Raw genomic sequence first — 17,843 nt, forward strand, 5'->3', positions numbered from 1 at the left:
TCACCGCAGCACCATGCAGCCCCGCGCTTCGAAGGCCGCGAGCCACGAAGGCTCGCGCAGTTCCTTGTTCCACCGCAGATCCAGTTTGTCCAATTTGGACAGCCGGGCGATGGATCCCGGCAGCGAGGTGAGCCGGTTCTCCCGCAGATCCAGCTGACGCAGTTCGCTCAGATCCCCGATGGAGGACGGCAAGGAGGTCAGCCGGTTCTTCCGCAGATGCAGTTCGCGTAACGCGGTGAGCGTCCCCATCGATTCCGGAATCTCGGTCAACCCGTTGCCGTACAAGCGGAATTCGCGTAACGAGGCCAGCCCGGACAGGTCTTCCGGCAGCGTGGGGATGCGATTGTCCGTGCACCCCAGGTACTTCAGCCGTCCGAGCGAACACAGCGCGGCGGGGAATTCGGTCAACCGGTTGTCACTCACGTAGAGGTATTCCGTCAGCCCGGAAAGCTCGCCGAGTTCGTCCGGCAGAGTGGACAGCGCGTTGTGCCCCAGATCCAGCGTGTGCAGATTCCGCAGGGCGCCGATCGAGGGTGAGACGGAGGTCAGCCGGTTGGTGGCCAGATTCAGCACGCGGAGTCCGGAAAGCGACCACAGCTCGTCGGGAACGGACGTCAGCCGGTTGTCGTACAGGTCCAGATACTCCAGCGTCGCCGGAAGGGAGATGCCGGACAGGGAGGTCAGCCCCTGGCCACCGAGTTCGAGCCGAGTGGTCACAGGGGCCGACCGTAGTCCTCGGTCAGGTCGCGGCGCGATGCCCGCCCTTGACCTTGGCGTAGATCGCGGCCGCGGCGATGACGCCGACGACGGCCGCGCCGACCTGGAAGGCGTGCCGGATCCAGTCGATGCCGGGGGTGTCACGGACCCCGAACACCCCGGCCAGCCAGTTGCCGATGAACGCGGCGATGATGCCGACCACGATCGTCAGCCACATCGGGATCTTCTGATCGCCGGACGCCAGCATCCGGCCGATGACGCCGAGGATCAGCCCGACCACGATCGTGGTGATGATGCCCCAAAGGCCACCCAACATGGTTCCTCCTTCGCTGGAGAATCGAGTTGGACCCACGGTGACACCGAAACCGGCTCGTCGCGCCTCAAGACCCCTTACCGGGTGACACCGCGACGTCCGTAGAGGTTCGCGGCCAGCGTGACCCCGATACCGGCGATGACGATCTGGGTGATGAGTTCGAGCCAGTCGAAGCCCTTCGTCTCCGCGTAGCCGAGCCCACGGGCGATCGCGGTGCCGATGAAGGCGGCGACGATACCGACGACGATGGTCAGCCAGATCGGGATGGCCTGCTTGCCGGGGGCGAAGAACCTGCCGAGCACCCCGAGGATCAGGCCGACCACGATCGCCGTGATGATGCCGGTGACTGTCATTGAGACTCCTTTGCCGAGGTCTCCGCCAACGGGCGGACTCAGCACGGAATGCCCTCGGAAAACCCCCTCGAAACCACGAAGAGCCCCCTCCGGAGCGGAGAGGGCTCTTCGTCACGAAACCGTTTAGAACGCGGCTTCGGAGATCTCCATGAGGCTGTTGTCCGCGGCCTCGACGATCGCGCGGCGCGACGTCAGCTCCGGCAGCACGCTCTTCGCGAAGAACGACGCCACGGCGAGCTTGCCCTCGTAGAACGGGACGTCCTTCGCCGACGCGCCCGAGTCGAGCTTGCCGATGGCGACCTCGGCGTGCTTGATGAGCTGCCAGCCGATGAGCAGGTCGCCGACCGACATCAGCAGGCGGACCGTGTGCTGGCCGACCTTGTTGATGTTCTGCGGGTCCTCCTGCGACGAGGTCAGGTAGCCGATCAGCGAGCCGAGCATGCCCTGGGTGTCCTCGAGCGCCTGCTTCAGCAGACCGCGCTCGTTCTTGAGCCGCCCGTTGCCGATCTCCGACTCGATGGTCTTCGTGATCTCCCCGGCGACGTAGGCAAGCGAAGCGCCCTTGTCGCGGACGATCTTGCGGAAGAAGAAGTCCAGCGACTGGATGGCCGTGGTGCCTTCGTACAGCGAGTCGATCTTCGCGTCACGGATGTACTGCTCGATCGGGTAGTCCTGCAGGAAGCCCGACCCGCCGAGGGTCTGCAGCGACTGCACGAGCTGCTCGGTCGCGCGCTCGGAGCCGACGCCCTTGACGATCGGCAGCAGCAGGTCGTTGACGCCGTGCGCGATCTTCTGCGAGGCCTCGTCGCCCTCGCCGGTCCACACCTGGTCCTGGAAGGTCGCGGTGTAGAGGTACACCGCGCGCAGGCCCTCGGCGTACGCCTTCTGCAGCATCAGCGAGCGGCGGACGTCCGGGTGGTGGGTGATGGTGACGCGCGGCGCCGCCTTGTTGAGCATGTTCGGCAGGTCCGAGCCCTGGACGCGCTCCTTGGCGTACTCGAGCGCGTTGAGGTAGCCGGTCGACAGCGTCGCGATGGCCTTCGTGCCGACCATCATGCGGGCGTACTCGATGACCTGGAACATCTGCGCGATGCCGTCGTGCACCTCGCCGAGCAGCCAGCCCTTGGCGGGGGTGCCGTGCTGGCCGAAGGTCAGCTCGCAGGTGGTGGAGGCCTTGATGCCCATCTTGTGCTCGACGTTGGTGACGAAGGCGCCGTTGCGCTCGCCCAGCTCACCGGTCTCGCCGTCGAAGTGGAACTTCGGCACGAGGAAGAGCGAAAGGCCCTTGGTGCCGGGCTTGGTCTCGATGCCGGGGCCCTCGGGGCGGGCCAGCACCAGGTGCATGATGTTCTCGACCATGTCGTTCTCGGCCGAGGTGATGAACCGCTTCACGCCGTCGATGTGCCAGGAGCCGTCCTCCTGCTTGACGGCCTTGGCGCGGCCGGCGCCGACGTCGGAACCGGCGTCGGGCTCGGTGAGCACCATCGTGGCGCCCCAGCCGCGGTCGATCATGATCTGCGCCCAGCGCTTCTGCTCGTCGGTGCCGTTCTTGTCGACGATGCCGGCGAAGTTCGGGCCCGCCATGTACATGAACAGCGGCGCGTTGGCACCGAGGATCAGCTCGGCCGCGGCCCACTGGACGGTCGGGGGCAGGCCGAAGCCGCCCAGCTCGTTCGGCAGGCCCAGCCGCCACCATTCGCCGTCCATCAGCGCCTGGTAGCTCTTCTTGAACGACTCGGGGATCTTCACCGAGAAGGTCTTCGGGTCGTACACCGGCGGGTTGCGGTCCGCGTCGGCGTACGAGTCGGCGAGGGGACCGGAAGCGAGCTTGTTCAGCTCGGTCAGCACGCCGCGGGCGGTCTCCTCGTCGGATTCCGCGAGGACGCCCTTGCCGAGGCGGTCCTGCACGCCGAGGACCTCGAAGAGGTTGAACTCCAGGTCTCGGACGTTGCTCTTGTAGTGGCCCATTTCGTCACTCCAATGTGTTCGGCTCCCCGGCCGGGCACACGTCCCTACTCGCCGGTAACATCAGGATATTACCTGTGGGTAACCGGCGGCAAGTGAATGGCCACTGTTGTGATGTGTAAATCAGCAATACGGGGGGTCTCAGAGCCGTCGGCGGGCCGGGGTCAGCGGGGTGACGGCGCGATCGAAGTGGCCGCGGGAGGCTCGGCCGGGGTGTGCGTGTCGTCGGGATTCGCGATCAGGATGCCGGAGCGGAACGCGATCGTCACCGCGTGTGTGCGGTCGCGGGCCGAAAGCTTGCGCAGGATGCTCTTGACGTGCGTCCGCACGGTTTCCACGGAGAGGAACAGGATCTTCGCGATCCCGGAGTTCTCCAGCCCCTCGGCCACCAGCTGCAGGACCTGGTACTCGCGGCGGGACAGCGGCATCAGGCCGCGCGCGGTGGCCGGCTTGGTGGCGTCGCCCGGCTTCGGGAGCACGGGCTGGCGCTTCGGCCGCGCCGTCAGCGCCGCCAGCGTCGGGTCGATGTAGCGGCGGTCGCTGTGCGCGCGCCGGATCGCTTCGGCCAGATGCCGTCCGTCGGTCGCTCTCGGCACGATCGCGTGCACGCCCGCCGCGATCGCCGCGGCGAGGTACTGCTGGGTGCGATTGGTGTCCCTGATCATCGTGATGATGACCAGCGCCGGGTCGCCGCCGCTGAGCAGCCGGGACAGATGGCAGTTCGGGTCGAGCGCCGAATCCAGCACGATGACGTCCGGTTTGAGCTGCTCGCACAGCTGGAGCGCGGCGTGATGGCTCGCCGCGTGGCCGAGCCACTGCAACCCCGGCGTGCGGTGGACCAGCGAACTCAACCCCTCACAGAAGATCGGGATCGGATCGACGGCGGCCACGCCGAGTCCGCGGCCACCCGGCGACAATCCGCCAGGCCTGCCGGCCTGCGATCGGTTCGGCTCGATGCTTCGCATCACGGACCCCTCCGTTTTTGTGCCCGCCATCTCCGGACGAGAGGACTCGGAAGTCCATTCGGTGACCACTGCCCCCCGGCGTGGTCACCCTCGTCAACCGGTCCCCCCTGCGGGACCGGACAGAGATGACACCTCGTAACTATTACGAGTCGGCAGGCGGGGGCACGTGACGCGATATCCCCCTCATAGATGTATCGCCTCGTCGCAGCAAACTCTGCGTATCAGCTGGTTGTGGATCTCTTGCTCGAATGAGCGCGCCGACGGAAGATCTTGACGCGTTCGCTACTCAGAGTGGACTTCGGCGTGGAGGCGCCCGAACTCCTCGCCGAGCGTCGCGGGCGTCCAGTGCGCGTTCAGCCCGCTCGGATTCGGCAGTACCCAGACCCGCGCGCCGCCGATCCCGCCGTCCTGCGGGCCGATCTTCGCCTTCGGCAGGCCGAACGCGGTCCGGTAGGCCGTGATCCCGACCACCGCGAGCCAGCGTGGCCGGTATTCGGCGACCCTCGCCGTGAGGAGACGGCCGCCTTCCCGGAATTCGTCCGGCGTCAGCTCGTCGGCCCGCGCCGTCGTCCGCGCGACGACGTTCGTGATGCCGAGACCGAGGCCGGGCAGTTCGTCCTGTTCGCTGGGATCGAGCAGGCGCGGGGTGAAGCCGCCGCGGTGCAGCGCGGGCCAGAACCGGTTCCCCGGCCGGGCGAAGTGCAGGCCGAGGGCACCCGAGTAGAGGCCGGGGTTGATCCCGCAGAACAGCACGTCCAGATCCGGCGCGATGACGTCGTCGATGGTCTTGCCGTAGGCGGCGGCCAGCTCGTCCTTGGTCGGTTTCGTCCTCACCGGGCCAGTTTCCGGCACGCTGGCGGGTATGGATCAGGGGGCGTTCGCGGCGGACGGCTGTTCGGTCGAGGTGTACCGGCTGCTGCCGCCCGGCGAAGAGCCTGGGATCGTGCACGCGGCGGTCCCGGCGGGGGCCTCGATCCTGGAGCTCGGCAGCGGCACCGGACGGGTCACGCACGCGTTGCTGGAGCTCGGGCATCCGGTGGTCGCGGTGGACGACTCGCCGGAGATGCTCGCCCACGTCCGCGCCGAGACGGTGTGTTCGAAGATCGAAGACGTGCGGCTCGGCAGGGGCTTCGACGTGGTGCTGCTCGGCAGCCACCTGATCAACACCGCCTCGGAGGCCGATCGGCAGGCCTTCCTCGCCACGGCTCGCGCGCATGTCGAACCTGGCGGGCAAGTGCTCGTCGAATGGCATCCGCCGGAGTGGTTCGACTCGGTCCGAGACGGCCAAGGCGGCAGGCTCGGCGAGGTCGACGTCCGGCTCGGCCAGGTCGTCCGTGAAGGCGACCTCCTGTCGGCCGTCGTGCGGTATTCGGCGGGCACCCGGAGCTGGAGCCAGGCGTTCACCTGCCGCCGCCTGGACTCGATGGCCCTGAAATCCGCTCTGACCAGCGCCGGCCTTGCCTTCGAACGCTGGCGCGCGGAAGACCGGACGTGGTTCTCCGCGATCCCCGAGTGACCTGCGACACCCACTTTCGTCTCAAGGGGTGGTCATCTCAGCACGATATGCGTACTGTTTGTGATCTCGCGCACAAGGTCGTCATCGAGGAGGCGTTTTGCAGCTCTCGCTCATCCTCGGCCTGGTCGCGTTGATCTTCGTGGTGGCCACCGTGCTGGTGATCGTGGAAGACCGGCGGGCCGCGCGGCGCGCGGCCCAGCGACGGCGGGCGAGGCTAGCGGATCTGGGCGAGGTCGACCCGCTCGCGGCGCGGAAGCTGAAGCTCGACCGTTGAGGGAACGGGCTTCCGCACGAGGCTGAGCAGCAGGGCCCCGGCGATCCAGCCGAGCATCGCGCCACCGGTGTTGTTGAGCAGGTCGTCGACGTCGAAGATCCGGTAGACGTAGGGCGCGGTGCCGAAGTTCGCGGTCAGCTGCGTGACCTCGATCAGCAGCGAAGCGGCGAGGCCGATCAGTGTCGTGCCGACGAGGCCGCGCTTCCAGAGTGTCCTGGCGAAGAAGCCGAGCGGGACGAACAGCAGCACGTTCATGGTGGCCTGCTGGAAGGTCTGGGTGGTGAACCAGTCGGCCATCGGCAGCCCGTGCTTGAGCAGTTCGGTGTGGATGTCGGCGACCCACTGGAACGGGTGCGGCTGCACTGTCTGGCTCAGCCGTTTGACGCCTGGGCCGGGCAGGGGCAGGAAGGTCACCGCCAGCGTCATGGTCGCGTAGAGCAGCACCGCGGCCGTGGTCAGGACGGGACGAAGCCGCACCCGGCCGTGCCGCGCGTGCAGGACGATCAGCTGCGGGATCAGCACCGTCGCCCAGAGCGCGAAGAAGCCGATCAAGCCGTACTGCAGGGCGGTGACCTGTGCGTTCGTCATGACCACGACGTTATGGATCACGAGGGGCCCGCCACTTCGGTCGAAGGGCCGCGGCGGCCGGGTCCGGATCGGCCGAGTGGCCGACCCCGATCTTGGCCGATCGGCGATATTCGTTCCCCGATCCGCCGGTCGCGTGGGATTCTGCCCGGATGTTGCTCGTTCGACGGCTCGTCCCCGAAGACCTCGACGTCTTCCGTGAGATCCGCCTGCGTGCGCTGACGGACACCCCGGAGAACTACGGCTCGATCGCCGCGGCCGAAAGCGCGCAATCCGACGAGGAGTGGCTCGCGAAGCTGGCCGGAGACGTCTGGTTCGCCGCCTTCGACGACGGGCGTCCGGTGGGCCTCGTCGCCGGACGGGCGCGGGACGACGGCTGGATCCTCTACTCGATGTGGGTCGCGCCCGAAGCCCGAGGCCGGGGGCTGGGCACCAGGCTGATGGGTGAGGTGCGGTCGGCCGCCGAGGAGGACGGCGCGCGCGAGGTGTGGCTGCACGTCGCGGAGGACAACGACCGGGCGCGGCGGCTGTACCTGAAGCTCGGGTTCATCGCGACGGGTGAACTGGAGCCGATGCCGAACGACGTCACCCGGCGGCGCGAGCGTCTTTATTTACCTGTTACCGCCGGTAGCAGTAAATAGCTTAACCTCGCGGGATGGACAAAGTCGTCTTCGACCGCGCGGGCAAGGGCGAGCCGCTGGTGCTGATCCACGGGGTCGGCCACCGGCGACAGGCCTGGTCACCCGTGCTCGGCCTGCTCACCCCGCACCGCGACGTCATCACCGTCGACCTGCCGGGTTTCGGCGAGTCGGCTCCGCACGCCGGCGGTTACGGCGTCGAAGCCGCCGTCGAGATGTTCGGAAAGCTCTTCGACGACCTCGGCCTCGGCAAACCGCACGTCGCGGGCAACTCGCTCGGCGGACTGCTCTCGCTCGCGCTCGGGGAGGCGGGCCTCGTCCGCAGTGTGACGGCGTTGTCCCCGGCCGGGCTGTGGACGCCGCGGCAACAGCGGTACGCGCTGAGCATGTTGCGCACCCATCGCCTGCTCGCCGAGCGGATCCCCGAACGCACCGCGCGCCGGCTCGCCGCGACTCCGGCGGGCCGGTCGGTGCTCACCGGGATGATCGTCGGCCGCCCGGACCGGCTCACCACGCAGGTCGTCATGGAGGACATCCGCGCGCTCGCCGGCTGCCCCGGCTTCCGGCCGACGCTGGAGCAGGCCCGCGGCGGTTTCCGGTTCGACGGCGTCGTCCGTGACGTGCCGGTGACCATCGCGTGGGCGGAACGCGACCGTATCCTCGCCCGCCCGAAGGCCGCCGAACTGCGCCGGATCGCGCCGGAGGCCGAGCTGCTGGTGCTGCGCGGCTGCGGGCACGTGCCGATGAACGACGAGCCCGAACTGGTCGCGCGAGTACTGCTCGACGGCAGCTCCCGCGCCGTGTGACGGTTGCCTATCGTCCGACTTTTTCCCCTGGTGATCGTCGAACTCGCCAGGCAGACTCCTCCGCCGTGCACCCGACAATGAAGCTCTCCACCCGGCTGGCCGTGGTCACCGGTGCCGCGCTGACCGCGCTGGCCGCCGTCGCCGCGCCCGCGTCCGCCGCGTCGGTGACCACCGACGTCCGGCTGATCACGTTCAACGACCTGCACGGCAACCTTGAACCGCCGTCCGGTTCGAGCGGCCGTGTCACGCTGCCCGACGGAACCACCGTCAACGCGGGCGGCGCCGCCTACCTCGCTACCCATCTGAAGAAGCTTCGCGGCGAAGCGCGCAACTCGGTCGTCCTGTCCGCCGGTGACAGCATCGGCGCGTCGCCGGTGATCTCGGCGCTGTTCCACGACGAGCCGACCGTCGAGCTGTTGAACCAGCTCGGTGTCGAGGCTTCCGTGGTGGGCAACCACGAATTCGACGAGGGCCTCAAGGAACTCCGCCGGATGCAGCACGGTGGCTGCCACCCCACCGACGGCTGCCAGTTCCGCGAGTCCTTCAAGGGGGCGAACTTCCCCTTTCTCGGGTCCAATGTGTACTACGAGAACGGTGTCCCGGCGTTGCTGCCGTTCAGCATCGAGGTTTCCGGCGGCGTCCCGATCGGCGTCATCGGCGCGACGCTGAAGGATCTGCCGCAGGTCGTCACCCCGGAGGCGATCAAGGGCCTCAAGTTCGGCGAAGAGGTCCAGGCCATCGACCGCACGGCCAAGCTGCTCGACATGTTCGGCATCAAGGCGCAGGTCGTGCTGCTGCACCAGGGCGACAACTCCGAGACCGCCGGTCCGGACGAATGCAAGGTCAAGCCGGGCGCCGCGACCGCGATCGCGCAGAAGGTGACGTCCACAGTGGACGCCATCTTCACCGGGCACAGCCACCAGCAGTACAACTGCGTGATCAACGATCCCAGTGGCGCGCCGCGTCCGGTGATCCAAGGCGCGTCGTTCGGCCGTCTTCTGTCGGTCGTCGACCTGAAGATCGACAGCCGGACCCGCGACGTCATCCGTGGCGAGACCAAGGCGCACAACCAGATCGTCACCCGCGACGTCACGCCGGACGCCGGCGTGGTGAAGCTGATCGACGAGGCCAAGGTCAAGGCCGCGCCGATCGCGAACAAGGCCGTCGGCACCATCACCGCGGATCTCGTCGCCAAGGGCGCGGCCTCCGGCGAGTCCCCGCTGGGCGACGTCATCGCCGACGCCCAGCTCGAAGCCACGAAGTCGAACGGCGCGCAGATCGCGATGACGAACCCCGGCGGTATCCGCACGGACTTCACCTACGCGTCGTCGTCCGCCGGCGAAGGCGACGGTGTCGTGACCTATGGCGAGGCCTTCGCCGTGCAGCCGTTCGCGAACATCATGCAGACGATCACGCTCACCGGGGCGAACCTGAAGAACGTGCTCGAACAGCAGTGGCAGGCCAACGGCGTCGTGCGGATCCTGCAGATCTCGAAGTCGCTGAAGTACTCGTACTCGGCGTCGGCCGCTCAGGGCTCGCGCGTCTCGAACCTGACGCTCGACGGCGCACCGATCGACCCGGCGGCGTCGTACCGCGTTTCGGTGAACAACTTCCTCGCCGCCGGCGGGGACGGCTTCACCGAGTTCACGAAGGGGACCAACCTGTCGGGTGGTCCGGTGGACCTGGACGCGCTGATCGCGTACTTCGGGGCGCACCCGGGTATCGCGCCGCCGCCCGCGGACCGGATCACCGCCCTGCCGTAACCCCCTCCGGCGCGCGCCATGAACGGTCCGTTCCTTGCAAAATTTGCAAGGAACGGACCGTTCATGGCGTCTTGCAGGGTTGTTTTGTCAGTGACCCAGGGCACAATGTCCGCCATGACGACCTGGGAAGAAGTCGTGGCTCTGGCGGGCAGGTTGCCGGAGGTCGAGGAGTCCACGTCGTACCGCACGCCGTCGCTCAAGGTCGCGGGCAAGAGCTTCGCCCGGCTGCGCACCGAGGCCGAGGGCGGGCTGATGCTGTTGTGCGAGCACGCGGAGAAAGAGGCCCTGCTGGCCTCCGGCGATCCCGCGTACTTCACCACTCCGCATTACGACGGCTATGGCGCGATCCTCGTCGACCTCGAGAAGGTGGAGAAGGCGCAGTTGAGCGAGCTGATCGAGGAGGCCTGGCGGATGAAGGCACCCGCCAGGCTCACGAAAGGACTGACCTAGCGGAGTTCCCCTTCGAGCAGGCTCATCAGGTACTCGTCGTGCCACTGGCCGTTCTGGCCGCGGAACGACTGCCGATGCCTGCCGTCCACCTGGAACCCGAGCTTCTTGTAGATGTGGATCGCTGCCTCGTTGTCGACCACGACCCACAGCGCGATCATGTGCAGCCGCATCATGTCGAAGCCGTAGCGGCAGAGCGTGCGCATGGCGTCGGTGCCGTAGCCGCCGCCCCAGTGGTCCTTCTCGCCGAGGTAGATGTCGAGTTCCGCGCGGCCCCGCTCCGGGGTGGCGTCGCGCAGGGTGCAGGTGCCGATCAACGTGCCGACGGCGAGGCTCTCGATCGCGAAGTTCACCTGGCTGAAGCTGTTGGGCTCGCGGTGGGCGAAGCGTTCGCGGATCTGGGCGAGGGATTCCGGGTGGTCCGCCGGCAGCCAGCGGGTGACCTCCGGGTCGTTGTGCCAGCGCCACAGCGTGTCCGCGTCCTCGGGTTCGAGCGGGCGCAGGCGGATCAGTTCACCGGTCAGCATCGTCCATCCCAAGATCGGTATCGGACTTTCCAGACTATTGGGCGACACCCTTGAGCAGCCAGCGTTTAACGGGGACTTCCAGCAGCACCCTGGCGCCGAACGGGGCGATCTCCTCACCGGCCGCCCAACCGTCGTACTTCGCCGCCAGCGCCGCAAGGACGTCTTCGCGCAAAGCGCCTTGATGGACGCGTGCCACGCCTTCGGCGACAGCGGGGGCGTCGCCGTCCTCGAGCGCGAGGCTGACGCGTGGATCGCCACCGATGTTGCGCACCTTCACGTTCCGCTCGCCGCTTCCGATCCAGAAGACGCCGTCGAGATACACGAACCACACCGGAGTGACATGCGGTGAACCGTCCGCGCGGAGCGTGCAAAACCAGGCGTTGCGCTCCCGCGCGAGCCGTTCGATAAGCGATTGATCACGTTTCACCTGGTCAGCTTGCCCGAAAGCTAGGGTCCCGGGCGTGAAGGTCCACCAGTACTGCTACTTCGCCTTGAAGAGCGAAACCGTGTCCGCCGGGGAGATCACCGCGCGGCTCGGCATGGAGCCCGACGAGGTCCTGGTACTGGGTTCGCGGTCCGCCGAACATCGGTTGCCGCGGATGCACGCCTGGAAGGTGACGCATCGCGGTTCGGAACCGGTCGACGACCAGATCGAGAGCGTGATCGGCAGGCTCGCCCCCGTCCGCCCGGAAATCCGCAAGCTGGTCGACGAAGGTGCGAGCGCGGTGCTGCAAGTGGTGCGCTACTTCCATCACCGTGACGGCGGCGAGGAATTCGGCTGGCACCTCTCGCCCGCCGTGATCGCGTTCCTCACCGAAGCGGCCGCCGCGCTCGATGTCGACGAGTACGACCTCAGCGAATGAGCTTCCGCCGGTCCGGTGCGCGACGGGAACGCCGGAGATGGTGGGATGGTGCCCCACAGCCGGACAACCCCGTTGGGAGCCCAGCATGTCGAGCGAGAACTGGCCGCTGAGTCAGGATCCCGAGTCGCCGGTGATCATCTCCCGGTCGCTGGTGGAAGACCCGTCGAACCTCGCGTTCGTCGTACTGGACGACGACGGCGACTGGTTCATCAGCGACGGCAACGAGTTCTCCGAGGACATGGAGGAGAACAAGGACGCGTTCGGCGCGCTGCCCCTGCGGGACGCGGTGGAGCTCATCCCGGAGATCGCCGCGCTGGCCGGCCTCCCCACCGGCATGGCCGCCGACTGGGATCCGGAACGGCGTACGTGGCTGCTGAGCTCGGTCGCCGACTCGGACGACGACGAGGAAGACCTCCTGGTGCGCGCCGCCCGCCTCGCCGCGTGGACGCATCCCGGCTCGCCGCTGGAAGAAGTCCAGGTGAGCACCGAACTCGCCGAGATCTCCACCGACCCCGCCGCCCCGGTCCGCGCCGTGCGCCAGGTAGTCCGCGAGGCCGACGGAAGCTGGCTGCTCGTCGGCTTCCAGGTGCCGGAGAGCGAGGACTTCGAGGTCGAAGCCCTTGAGATGGAACACGCCGTCACGCTGTACCCGGACGTCGCACTGGTGCTGAGCGCCGCGCCCGGCCAGGTGTACGACCGGCCGAGCGCCGACGCTCCTTGGGAACTCGTCGAAGGCTAGAGGCAGCGCAGCCACACGGCGTGCCTACTCCAAGCTGGACACGGGTCGCGATCGTGGTGTCCGTGCCGACGCACGTGGGCCCCGACGAGCCATCACGCCAGACGTTGTCGGGTCCGGTCCATCGGGCGCCCGCCAAGATGAAGCCGTCACCGTTCGAGCTGCCCTCGGGTGACATCGCGGTTCAGCAGTCAGGCCGACGTGATGACGGCCGCCGCCACGGCGACCACAGCCATGACGGCATGTCTCTCGATCGTCCCGTTCACGGTTTCAGCCGAAGTCGCAGTACATGACGTGCAACCCGATGCGCCCCAGCGCCGGATGCTCGAACGCGCCCGGCACCGTTCCGACGATCTCGAACCCGAGCCGTTCGTAGATGCGGATCCCGGCCGCGTTCGACTCGGCGACCGCGTTGAACTGCATACCGGCGAAACCCCGTTCCCTGGCCCAATCCAGGGCATCCGCACACAGTGCACCACCGATGCCCTTGCCGCGAATATCCTTGTCCACCATGAAACTGGCCGTCGCCACATGGGACCCGGGCCCGCCGCGGTTCGGGCCCATCTTCGCCGTACCGAGCACGCGGCCGCCCTCGACCGCGACCACCGTCCGGCCCGGCGGTGTCTCGACCCAAGTCCCGCGGGCGTCGTCCTCGGTGAGGTTCGGGTCGTAGGTGTACGTGTCCGCCGCCCGGACGACTTCGCGCACGATCGGCCAGACCTGCGCCCAGTCGTCTTCGGTGAACTCCCGGATTTCCATACCTGGCACGGTAAATCAAAAACCCGTCCGGCGGTTCCGGCGCCACCGCCAGACGAAGCCGGAAAGCAAGAGCAGACCGGCGACCGTCAGACCCGAGCCGATCCAGATCCGGGTCGAGCCGGATTCCCGCTCGACGCGGGTTCCTGGCGGCAAGGTCGCCACGATCCCGTCGATCTTGGCTTGGACCGAACGATGGTCGAAGACACTCAGCTCGCCGTCTTCCGCCAACGTGGCCAGCCGGCGGCGAACCTCGGCGTTCTGCGCACGGGAGAAACCGGGGAATTCGAGCGAGGCATCTCGCAGCCCTCCCTGGCCCATGCACCTCAGCGGTTCCCCTGTGGACGCGTCGAGATAGTGGCCTGTCGCCCCGCATTCGTCACCCGCCTTGGCGAAAACGACGGTGTACGGCCCCGGGGTGCTGCCCGTGTTCAAGCCGATGATGAGGAAGATCCCGCCGACCAGGAGAAGCGGAAGGATCAGCGACCCGGCCAGGACGGTCAGCAAGGCCGCCGCCGTACTGTCGCTCGACATTCTCCGCACGGTGCAGAAGGTAACCGCGGTGTGAGGGGACAGGTCCCCGGCTTCGGCTCAGGTCGGGACCGGGCCGGTGACGCGGGACTGTGTGGATTTTGGGACGTCAGATGTCCCAAAATCCACACAGTCAGCAGCCCTGAGGCAGAAGACGCTCTCTGAATCCAGCCTGGACCAAGCGGCCGTAGGCCTCGGTGACGCTGTTCGGGATGTCCTGCCGGATAGCGAAACCGCGTTCCGCATAGTCGGTGATCCGTTGCGTATCACCGACAAGCATGTTGATCACCCGGTCCACATCGCCGATACTCTCGACGTAGTCATCCAGCGGCAACGGCCGGGAAGCGCAGATGACGTCGACCTCAGGCCACAGCTTCTTGCAGGTCGCGTAAGCACGCCGCTGCTGATACGGCCGAGAGATGAGAACGACCGACCCGACCTCGATGCCGCGAGACTCCAGCAGCTTCCGGGTGAGCGTGATGTTGTCCCCGGTGTTCCGTGCCTCGGGCTCGACCAAGATCGCGTCATCCGGCACGCCCGACTCAAGCGCGTGTTCGCGGTAGTGCACCGCCTCCCCGCGCGGGAAGCGTTCGACAGTGGTCGGCGCGTTGGCCCCGGTGAAGACGATGCGCGGAAACATCCCGGCGTGGAACAGTTCCGCAGTGAAAATCGCGACCCCGATATCGTGGCTGCCGAGTCCGATCCCGACGTCGGCGGGCCTGGGCTCGTGGTGCATGTCGTGGTAGTCCCAGAGCGTCTGCACGTCGGCGCGGAGACCGTCCGGCAGGGTTTCAGGCATCAGGGCTCCGAAGCAAAGCGAAAGCCCCAGGTCCACAGTGGACATCCACTGACCTGGGGCTTTCGCATCTGAGCGGATGACGGGAATCGAACCCGCGTATTCAGCTTGGGAAGCTGATGTTCTACCATTGAACTACATCCGCAGTGCTCGGCCAGCATACATGGTCCGGATCTCCCCTTGCCAAGACCCCGCCCAAGACCCGGCCGACCTTGACGTCGCCACCGAAAGTGACAACACTTGTTGTCTACCTCGGAGGTGATCCGGATGGGCGAGCGGCTGCCTGATCCCGAACTGTTCCGTCAAGGTGGGTTCCGGGTCGCGTCGAGGTTGTTCATCGAGGGCGACATCAGGGGTGACGAGCACCAGGTGGCCCGGCTGCGGCAGTTCGCGCAGCGGGAGGACCCGGCGGCCGACGTGCTGGTGCCGTTGCTGCGAAAAGGCGGCCAACCCAAGTTCGAACTGGCGCTGCGGCAAGGCATCGACAGTGTCGAGAGCCCGCCGGAAGAGCTCGAAGCCTTCTTTCGCAACGTCGAGGCGACGCCGTACTGGGTCGATCGTGACCGGTTGGATCGCGGCGCGCGGGCGATCACGCGTGCCGGGTTGCTCGGTCTCTTCCCGCTCGGCGACGTCTCGTTGATGGGCGGCTATCTCGCATCGCGGGCGACGAAGTCGCTCGTCGGCACCGGCGAGATCGAGTACAAGGCGGCGCGCCGTCTCGTCGAGACGGCGACGTGGTGGATCCACGTGACGACACCGGGCGCGCTGGTGCCGGGCGGGCGCGGGTACGAGTCCGCGTTGCGGGTGCGGATCGTGCACGCGCACGTCCGCGCGGCCATGAACCGCCGCAAGGACTGGGATTACGCGGCTTGGGACAGGCCGGTCAACCAGGTCCAGACCGCGGGCACGCTGCTGCTCTTCTCCCTCGTCTACGTCTTCGGCACCCAGCTGCTCGGGCTCCGCTACAGCGCCCGCGAGCGCGCCGACATCCTGCATCTTTGGCGATACGTCGGCTGGCTGATGGGCGTCGACGAGGAACTCCTGCCCGCCGGTGAGGACGACGCCTGGCGTCTGCTGTGGCTGCTCGCGACCACCGAGTTCATTCCCGACGACGATTCCAAGCGGCTCGCCGCGGCGCTCATGAAGGCCCACGCCGGGATCGGCGACGGCCGGGGCGCGCTCGGCAAGGTTCTCGCGCATGTGTCGGTCGCGGGGCACGGGGCGATCAGCAGGCTCCTGCTCGGCAAGACCAACGCCGACTTCCTCGAACTGCCCGACGATCCGCTCGCCCAGGCGGCCGTGGTCGCGGTGGCGGGGGTCAACTTCGCCGCCGAGACGGTCCGGCGGGTGGTGCCCGGCGCGACGGCGCTCCAGGAGCTGATCGGGGCCGCCGGCCGTCGCCATTACCTGCGGCAGGTCACGAAGGTGTTCGGGCTCGACCCGACCTACGGCAGGCACATGAAGGCCGCTTGACTACGCTGACCGCGTGCTCCTCAGCGACCGTGACCTCCGTAAAGAGCTCGATGCCGGCCGTCTCGGCGTCGACCCGTTCGACCCGACGATGGTCCAGCCGTCGAGCATCGACGTGCGACTCGACCGCTTCTTCCGCGTGTTCGACAACAGCAAGTACACGCATATCGACCCGCAGCTGCAGCAGGACGAGCTGACCTCGCTGGTCGAGAAGGAGGGCGAAGACCCCTTCGTCCTCCACCCCGGCGAGTTCGTCCTCGGCTCCACGTACGAGACCGTCACGCTCGCCGACGACCTCGCCGGACGCCTGGAGGGCAAGTCCTCCCTCGGCCGCCTCGGCCTGCTGACGCATTCCACCGCGGGCTTCATCGACCCCGGCTTCTCGGGCCACATCACCCTTGAGCTGTCGAACGTGGCGAACCTGCCGATCACGCTCTGGCCGGGTATGAAGATCGGCCAGCTCTGCATCTTCCGTCTGTCCAGCGCGGCGGAGTTCCCGTACGGCTCGAACGAGGCCGGTTCGCGGTACCAGGGGCAGCGGGGGCCGACCCCGAGCCGCGCGTACAAGAACTTCCACCGCGTCGACACCTGGAGGTAGCGCGTCAGCCCACCGGCGCTTCCCAGTCGATCCGGTGCCGCCACATGAAGGCGTTCGGATCCTCCTCCGGCGGGTTCTTGAACGCCCGCGTGAGGAAGAAGTCCCGGATCACCCGTCCGACGGGTCCGACCGCCTTGTCGTCGCCGTTGCGCTTGCCGCGCTCGACGACGGCCTCGACGCGTTCGCGCCGCAGTCCTTCGTAGACGGCGAGCGCCTTCGGGATCGAGGGCACGTCACGCAGGCATCGCGCCAGCGTGACGGCGTCCTCGATGGCCATCGCGGCGCCTTGCCCGGCCGCGGGTGAGGTCGCGTGGGCGGCGTCGCCGATGATGACCATCCGGTCCGTCCGCCACACCGGCACGCTCGGGAAGTCGTACGTCGCCCACGGCCGGTAGATCTCCCGCGTCGCGCGCACGATCCGCGCGGCCGGGGTGCGGTCCACCGCCAGCTTGCGGACCAGGTCCTCGCGCCAGGCGTCGCCGGTCATCGTGGCGAGTTCGGCCTGCGACGGGTCATGTTTCCGGGGGACGTTCGCGAACCACCAGACGCCGCCGTCCGGGTGGACGACGTGGGCGAAGAACAGCCGCTTGCCGAACGTCATCCGCATCACGCCGGGTTCGTCGTCCAGGCGCAGGCCTTCGGCCAGCCCGCCCGTGTTCAGCAGCGGCACGTAACGCGGCGACGGCGCCCGCGGGTCGATGATCGTCCGCACCCGCGAGCGGAGCCCGTCCGCGCCGATCAGCAGGTCGCCTTCGGCCGACGAGCCGTCCTCGAAGGTCGCGAGGACGCCGTCGCCGGTCTCGCGCGCGTCGGCCAAACGCTTGCCGTAGCGGATCTCGATGCCGCGTCTGACGGCTTCGTCGCGTAGGCCGATGTACAGATCGGAGCGCAGCACCGTCTGGCTCACGGTGCCGTCTTCGAGCTGCCCGCCGAGTGCGAAATCCGCCAGCTCGCGTCCGTCCCCGAGGTACATCTTGAGCCGCGGCGTGTCGAATCCCAAGCCCTTGACCAGGCTTTTCAACCTCAAGGGCCCCAATGCGTCGAGGCCGTTCACCGCGAGCGTCAGGAACGCGCCGACCCCCTCAGCCGTCCGGTCGTACGCCTCGTGGATCACCGGCTCGTGGCCCGTCTCGTGCAGTGCGATCGCCGTGATCGTGCCCGCGATACCCCCGCCGGCGATCAGTACCTTCGCCATGTCGTTCACCCCATCGAATCTCTTAGAAA

23 protein-coding genes and 1 tRNA gene are annotated in these 17,843 nt (G+C 67.7%); 10 read left to right on the forward strand and 14 right to left on the reverse strand.

From position 1 onward, the window contains the following. The 6 genes from ACIBTM_RS08125 to mug all read right to left on the reverse strand — a co-directional run bounded on the left by ACIBTM_RS08125 (nt 1) and on the right by mug (nt 5,147). Entirely contained in the window at nt 1-717 is a 717-nt protein-coding gene (locus ACIBTM_RS08125) for a leucine-rich repeat domain-containing protein (RefSeq protein WP_395875843.1), read from the reverse strand. 22 nt (nt 718-739) lie between these two features. After that, nucleotides 740-1,033: a GlsB/YeaQ/YmgE family stress response membrane protein gene (locus ACIBTM_RS08130; protein WP_016338182.1), complete on the reverse strand. Its 294-nt coding sequence runs from the start codon at nt 1,031-1,033 to the stop codon at nt 740-742. Nucleotides 1,034-1,107: 74 nt separating this feature from the next. Further along, complete coding sequence (locus tag ACIBTM_RS08135; protein WP_395875844.1) at nt 1,108-1,383, reverse strand: GlsB/YeaQ/YmgE family stress response membrane protein; 276 nt, start codon at nt 1,381-1,383, stop codon at nt 1,108-1,110. Between the two features lie 123 nt (nt 1,384-1,506). Next, complete coding sequence (locus tag ACIBTM_RS08140) at nt 1,507-3,351, reverse strand: acyl-CoA dehydrogenase (protein WP_395875845.1); 1,845 nt, start codon at nt 3,349-3,351, stop codon at nt 1,507-1,509. Between the two features lie 161 nt (nt 3,352-3,512). Then, nucleotides 3,513-4,313: a response regulator transcription factor gene (locus ACIBTM_RS08145; protein WP_395875846.1), complete on the reverse strand. Its 801-nt coding sequence runs from the start codon at nt 4,311-4,313 to the stop codon at nt 3,513-3,515. Nucleotides 4,314-4,595: 282 nt separating this feature from the next. After that, complete coding sequence (gene mug / locus ACIBTM_RS08150) at nt 4,596-5,147, reverse strand: G/U mismatch-specific DNA glycosylase (RefSeq protein ID WP_395875847.1); 552 nt, start codon at nt 5,145-5,147, stop codon at nt 4,596-4,598. Between the two features lie 28 nt (nt 5,148-5,175). Here mug and ACIBTM_RS08155 point away from each other — a divergent pair, with 28 nt between their 5' ends. Next, nucleotides 5,176-5,829 carry a class I SAM-dependent methyltransferase gene (locus ACIBTM_RS08155; RefSeq protein ID WP_395875848.1) on the forward strand — a complete coding sequence of 218 codons (654 nt, stop codon included), beginning with the start codon at nt 5,176-5,178 and terminating at the stop codon, nt 5,827-5,829. A 97-nt stretch (nt 5,830-5,926) separates the two neighbouring features. Next, nucleotides 5,927-6,103: a hypothetical protein gene (locus ACIBTM_RS08160; protein WP_395875849.1), complete on the forward strand. Its 177-nt coding sequence runs from the start codon at nt 5,927-5,929 to the stop codon at nt 6,101-6,103. On the opposite strand, the gene ACIBTM_RS08165 is transcribed toward ACIBTM_RS08160, so the two are convergent. Next, on the reverse strand, nt 6,044-6,691 hold the full coding sequence (locus tag ACIBTM_RS08165; protein ID WP_395875850.1) for a VanZ family protein: 648 nt from the start codon (nt 6,689-6,691) through the stop codon (nt 6,044-6,046). The two genes, ACIBTM_RS08160 and ACIBTM_RS08165, sit on opposite strands and share 60 nt — an antisense overlap. Nucleotides 6,692-6,840: 149 nt before the next feature. Here ACIBTM_RS08165 and ACIBTM_RS08170 point away from each other — a divergent pair, with 149 nt between their 5' ends. The 4 genes from ACIBTM_RS08170 to ACIBTM_RS08185 all read left to right on the forward strand — a co-directional run bounded on the left by ACIBTM_RS08170 (nt 6,841) and on the right by ACIBTM_RS08185 (nt 10,345). Continuing rightward, a complete protein-coding gene (locus ACIBTM_RS08170) occupies nt 6,841-7,329 on the forward strand; it encodes a GNAT family N-acetyltransferase (RefSeq protein ID WP_395875851.1) in 489 nt (162 codons plus the stop codon). Between the two features lie 14 nt (nt 7,330-7,343). After that, nucleotides 7,344-8,132 (forward strand): alpha/beta fold hydrolase, encoded by a 789-nt coding sequence (locus tag ACIBTM_RS08175; protein WP_395875852.1) that lies wholly within the window; start codon nt 7,344-7,346, stop codon nt 8,130-8,132. A 77-nt stretch (nt 8,133-8,209) separates the two neighbouring features. Then, a complete protein-coding gene (locus ACIBTM_RS08180) occupies nt 8,210-9,895 on the forward strand; it encodes a bifunctional metallophosphatase/5'-nucleotidase (RefSeq protein ID WP_395876756.1) in 1,686 nt (561 codons plus the stop codon). 114 nt (nt 9,896-10,009) lie between these two features. After that, nucleotides 10,010-10,345 (forward strand): MmcQ/YjbR family DNA-binding protein, encoded by a 336-nt coding sequence (locus ACIBTM_RS08185; protein WP_395875853.1) that lies wholly within the window; start codon nt 10,010-10,012, stop codon nt 10,343-10,345. On the opposite strand, the gene ACIBTM_RS08190 is transcribed toward ACIBTM_RS08185, so the two are convergent. Further along, a complete protein-coding gene (locus ACIBTM_RS08190) occupies nt 10,342-10,869 on the reverse strand; it encodes a GNAT family N-acetyltransferase (protein WP_395875854.1) in 528 nt (175 codons plus the stop codon). The genes ACIBTM_RS08185 and ACIBTM_RS08190 overlap by 4 nt on opposite strands. 34 nt (nt 10,870-10,903) lie before the next feature. After that, entirely contained in the window at nt 10,904-11,296 is a 393-nt protein-coding gene (locus ACIBTM_RS08195) for a pyridoxamine 5'-phosphate oxidase family protein (protein ID WP_395875855.1), read from the reverse strand. A gap of 34 nt (nt 11,297-11,330) precedes the next feature. Here ACIBTM_RS08195 and ACIBTM_RS08200 point away from each other — a divergent pair, with 34 nt between their 5' ends. Beyond that, nucleotides 11,331-11,732 carry a DUF4279 domain-containing protein gene (locus ACIBTM_RS08200; protein WP_395875856.1) on the forward strand — a complete coding sequence of 134 codons (402 nt, stop codon included), beginning with the start codon at nt 11,331-11,333 and terminating at the stop codon, nt 11,730-11,732. Between the two features lie 85 nt (nt 11,733-11,817). Further along, entirely contained in the window at nt 11,818-12,471 is a 654-nt protein-coding gene (locus ACIBTM_RS08205; RefSeq protein WP_395875857.1) for a hypothetical protein, read from the forward strand. 267 nt (nt 12,472-12,738) lie between these two features. On the opposite strand, the gene ACIBTM_RS08210 is transcribed toward ACIBTM_RS08205, so the two are convergent. The 4 genes from ACIBTM_RS08210 to ACIBTM_RS08225 form a co-directional block, all read right to left on the reverse strand. Next, entirely contained in the window at nt 12,739-13,227 is a 489-nt protein-coding gene (locus ACIBTM_RS08210) for a GNAT family N-acetyltransferase (protein ID WP_395875858.1), read from the reverse strand. 15 nt (nt 13,228-13,242) lie between these two features. Next, the gene (locus ACIBTM_RS08215) at nt 13,243-13,758 is read right to left on the reverse strand and encodes a hypothetical protein (protein WP_395875859.1); all 516 of its coding nucleotides are present in this window, start codon (nt 13,756-13,758) and stop codon (nt 13,243-13,245) included. A gap of 130 nt (nt 13,759-13,888) precedes the next feature. Next, nucleotides 13,889-14,554 (reverse strand): YdcF family protein, encoded by a 666-nt coding sequence (locus ACIBTM_RS08220; RefSeq protein WP_395876757.1) that lies wholly within the window; start codon nt 14,552-14,554, stop codon nt 13,889-13,891. Between the two features lie 71 nt (nt 14,555-14,625). Beyond that, nucleotides 14,626-14,696: transfer RNA gene (locus ACIBTM_RS08225), tRNA-Gly, on the reverse strand. Between the two features lie 122 nt (nt 14,697-14,818). Here ACIBTM_RS08225 and ACIBTM_RS08230 point away from each other — a divergent pair. Beyond that, complete coding sequence (locus ACIBTM_RS08230; RefSeq protein ID WP_395875860.1) at nt 14,819-16,024, forward strand: oxygenase MpaB family protein; 1,206 nt, start codon at nt 14,819-14,821, stop codon at nt 16,022-16,024. Nucleotides 16,025-16,037: 13 nt separating this feature from the next. Beyond that, nucleotides 16,038-16,619, forward strand: coding sequence for a dCTP deaminase (gene dcd, locus ACIBTM_RS08235; RefSeq protein WP_016338162.1), 582 nt, complete (start codon nt 16,038-16,040; stop codon nt 16,617-16,619). A 4-nt stretch (nt 16,620-16,623) separates the two neighbouring features. On the opposite strand, the gene ACIBTM_RS08240 is transcribed toward dcd, so the two are convergent. Continuing rightward, nucleotides 16,624-17,814, reverse strand: a complete 1,191-nt coding sequence (locus tag ACIBTM_RS08240; RefSeq protein ID WP_395875861.1) for an FAD-dependent oxidoreductase — start codon at nt 17,812-17,814, stop codon at nt 16,624-16,626. Nucleotides 17,815-17,843 lie beyond the last annotated feature (29 nt).

Source organism: Amycolatopsis sp. NPDC049868 (genome assembly GCF_044461365.1).
Taxonomy (GTDB): domain Bacteria; phylum Actinomycetota; class Actinomycetes; order Mycobacteriales; family Pseudonocardiaceae; genus Amycolatopsis.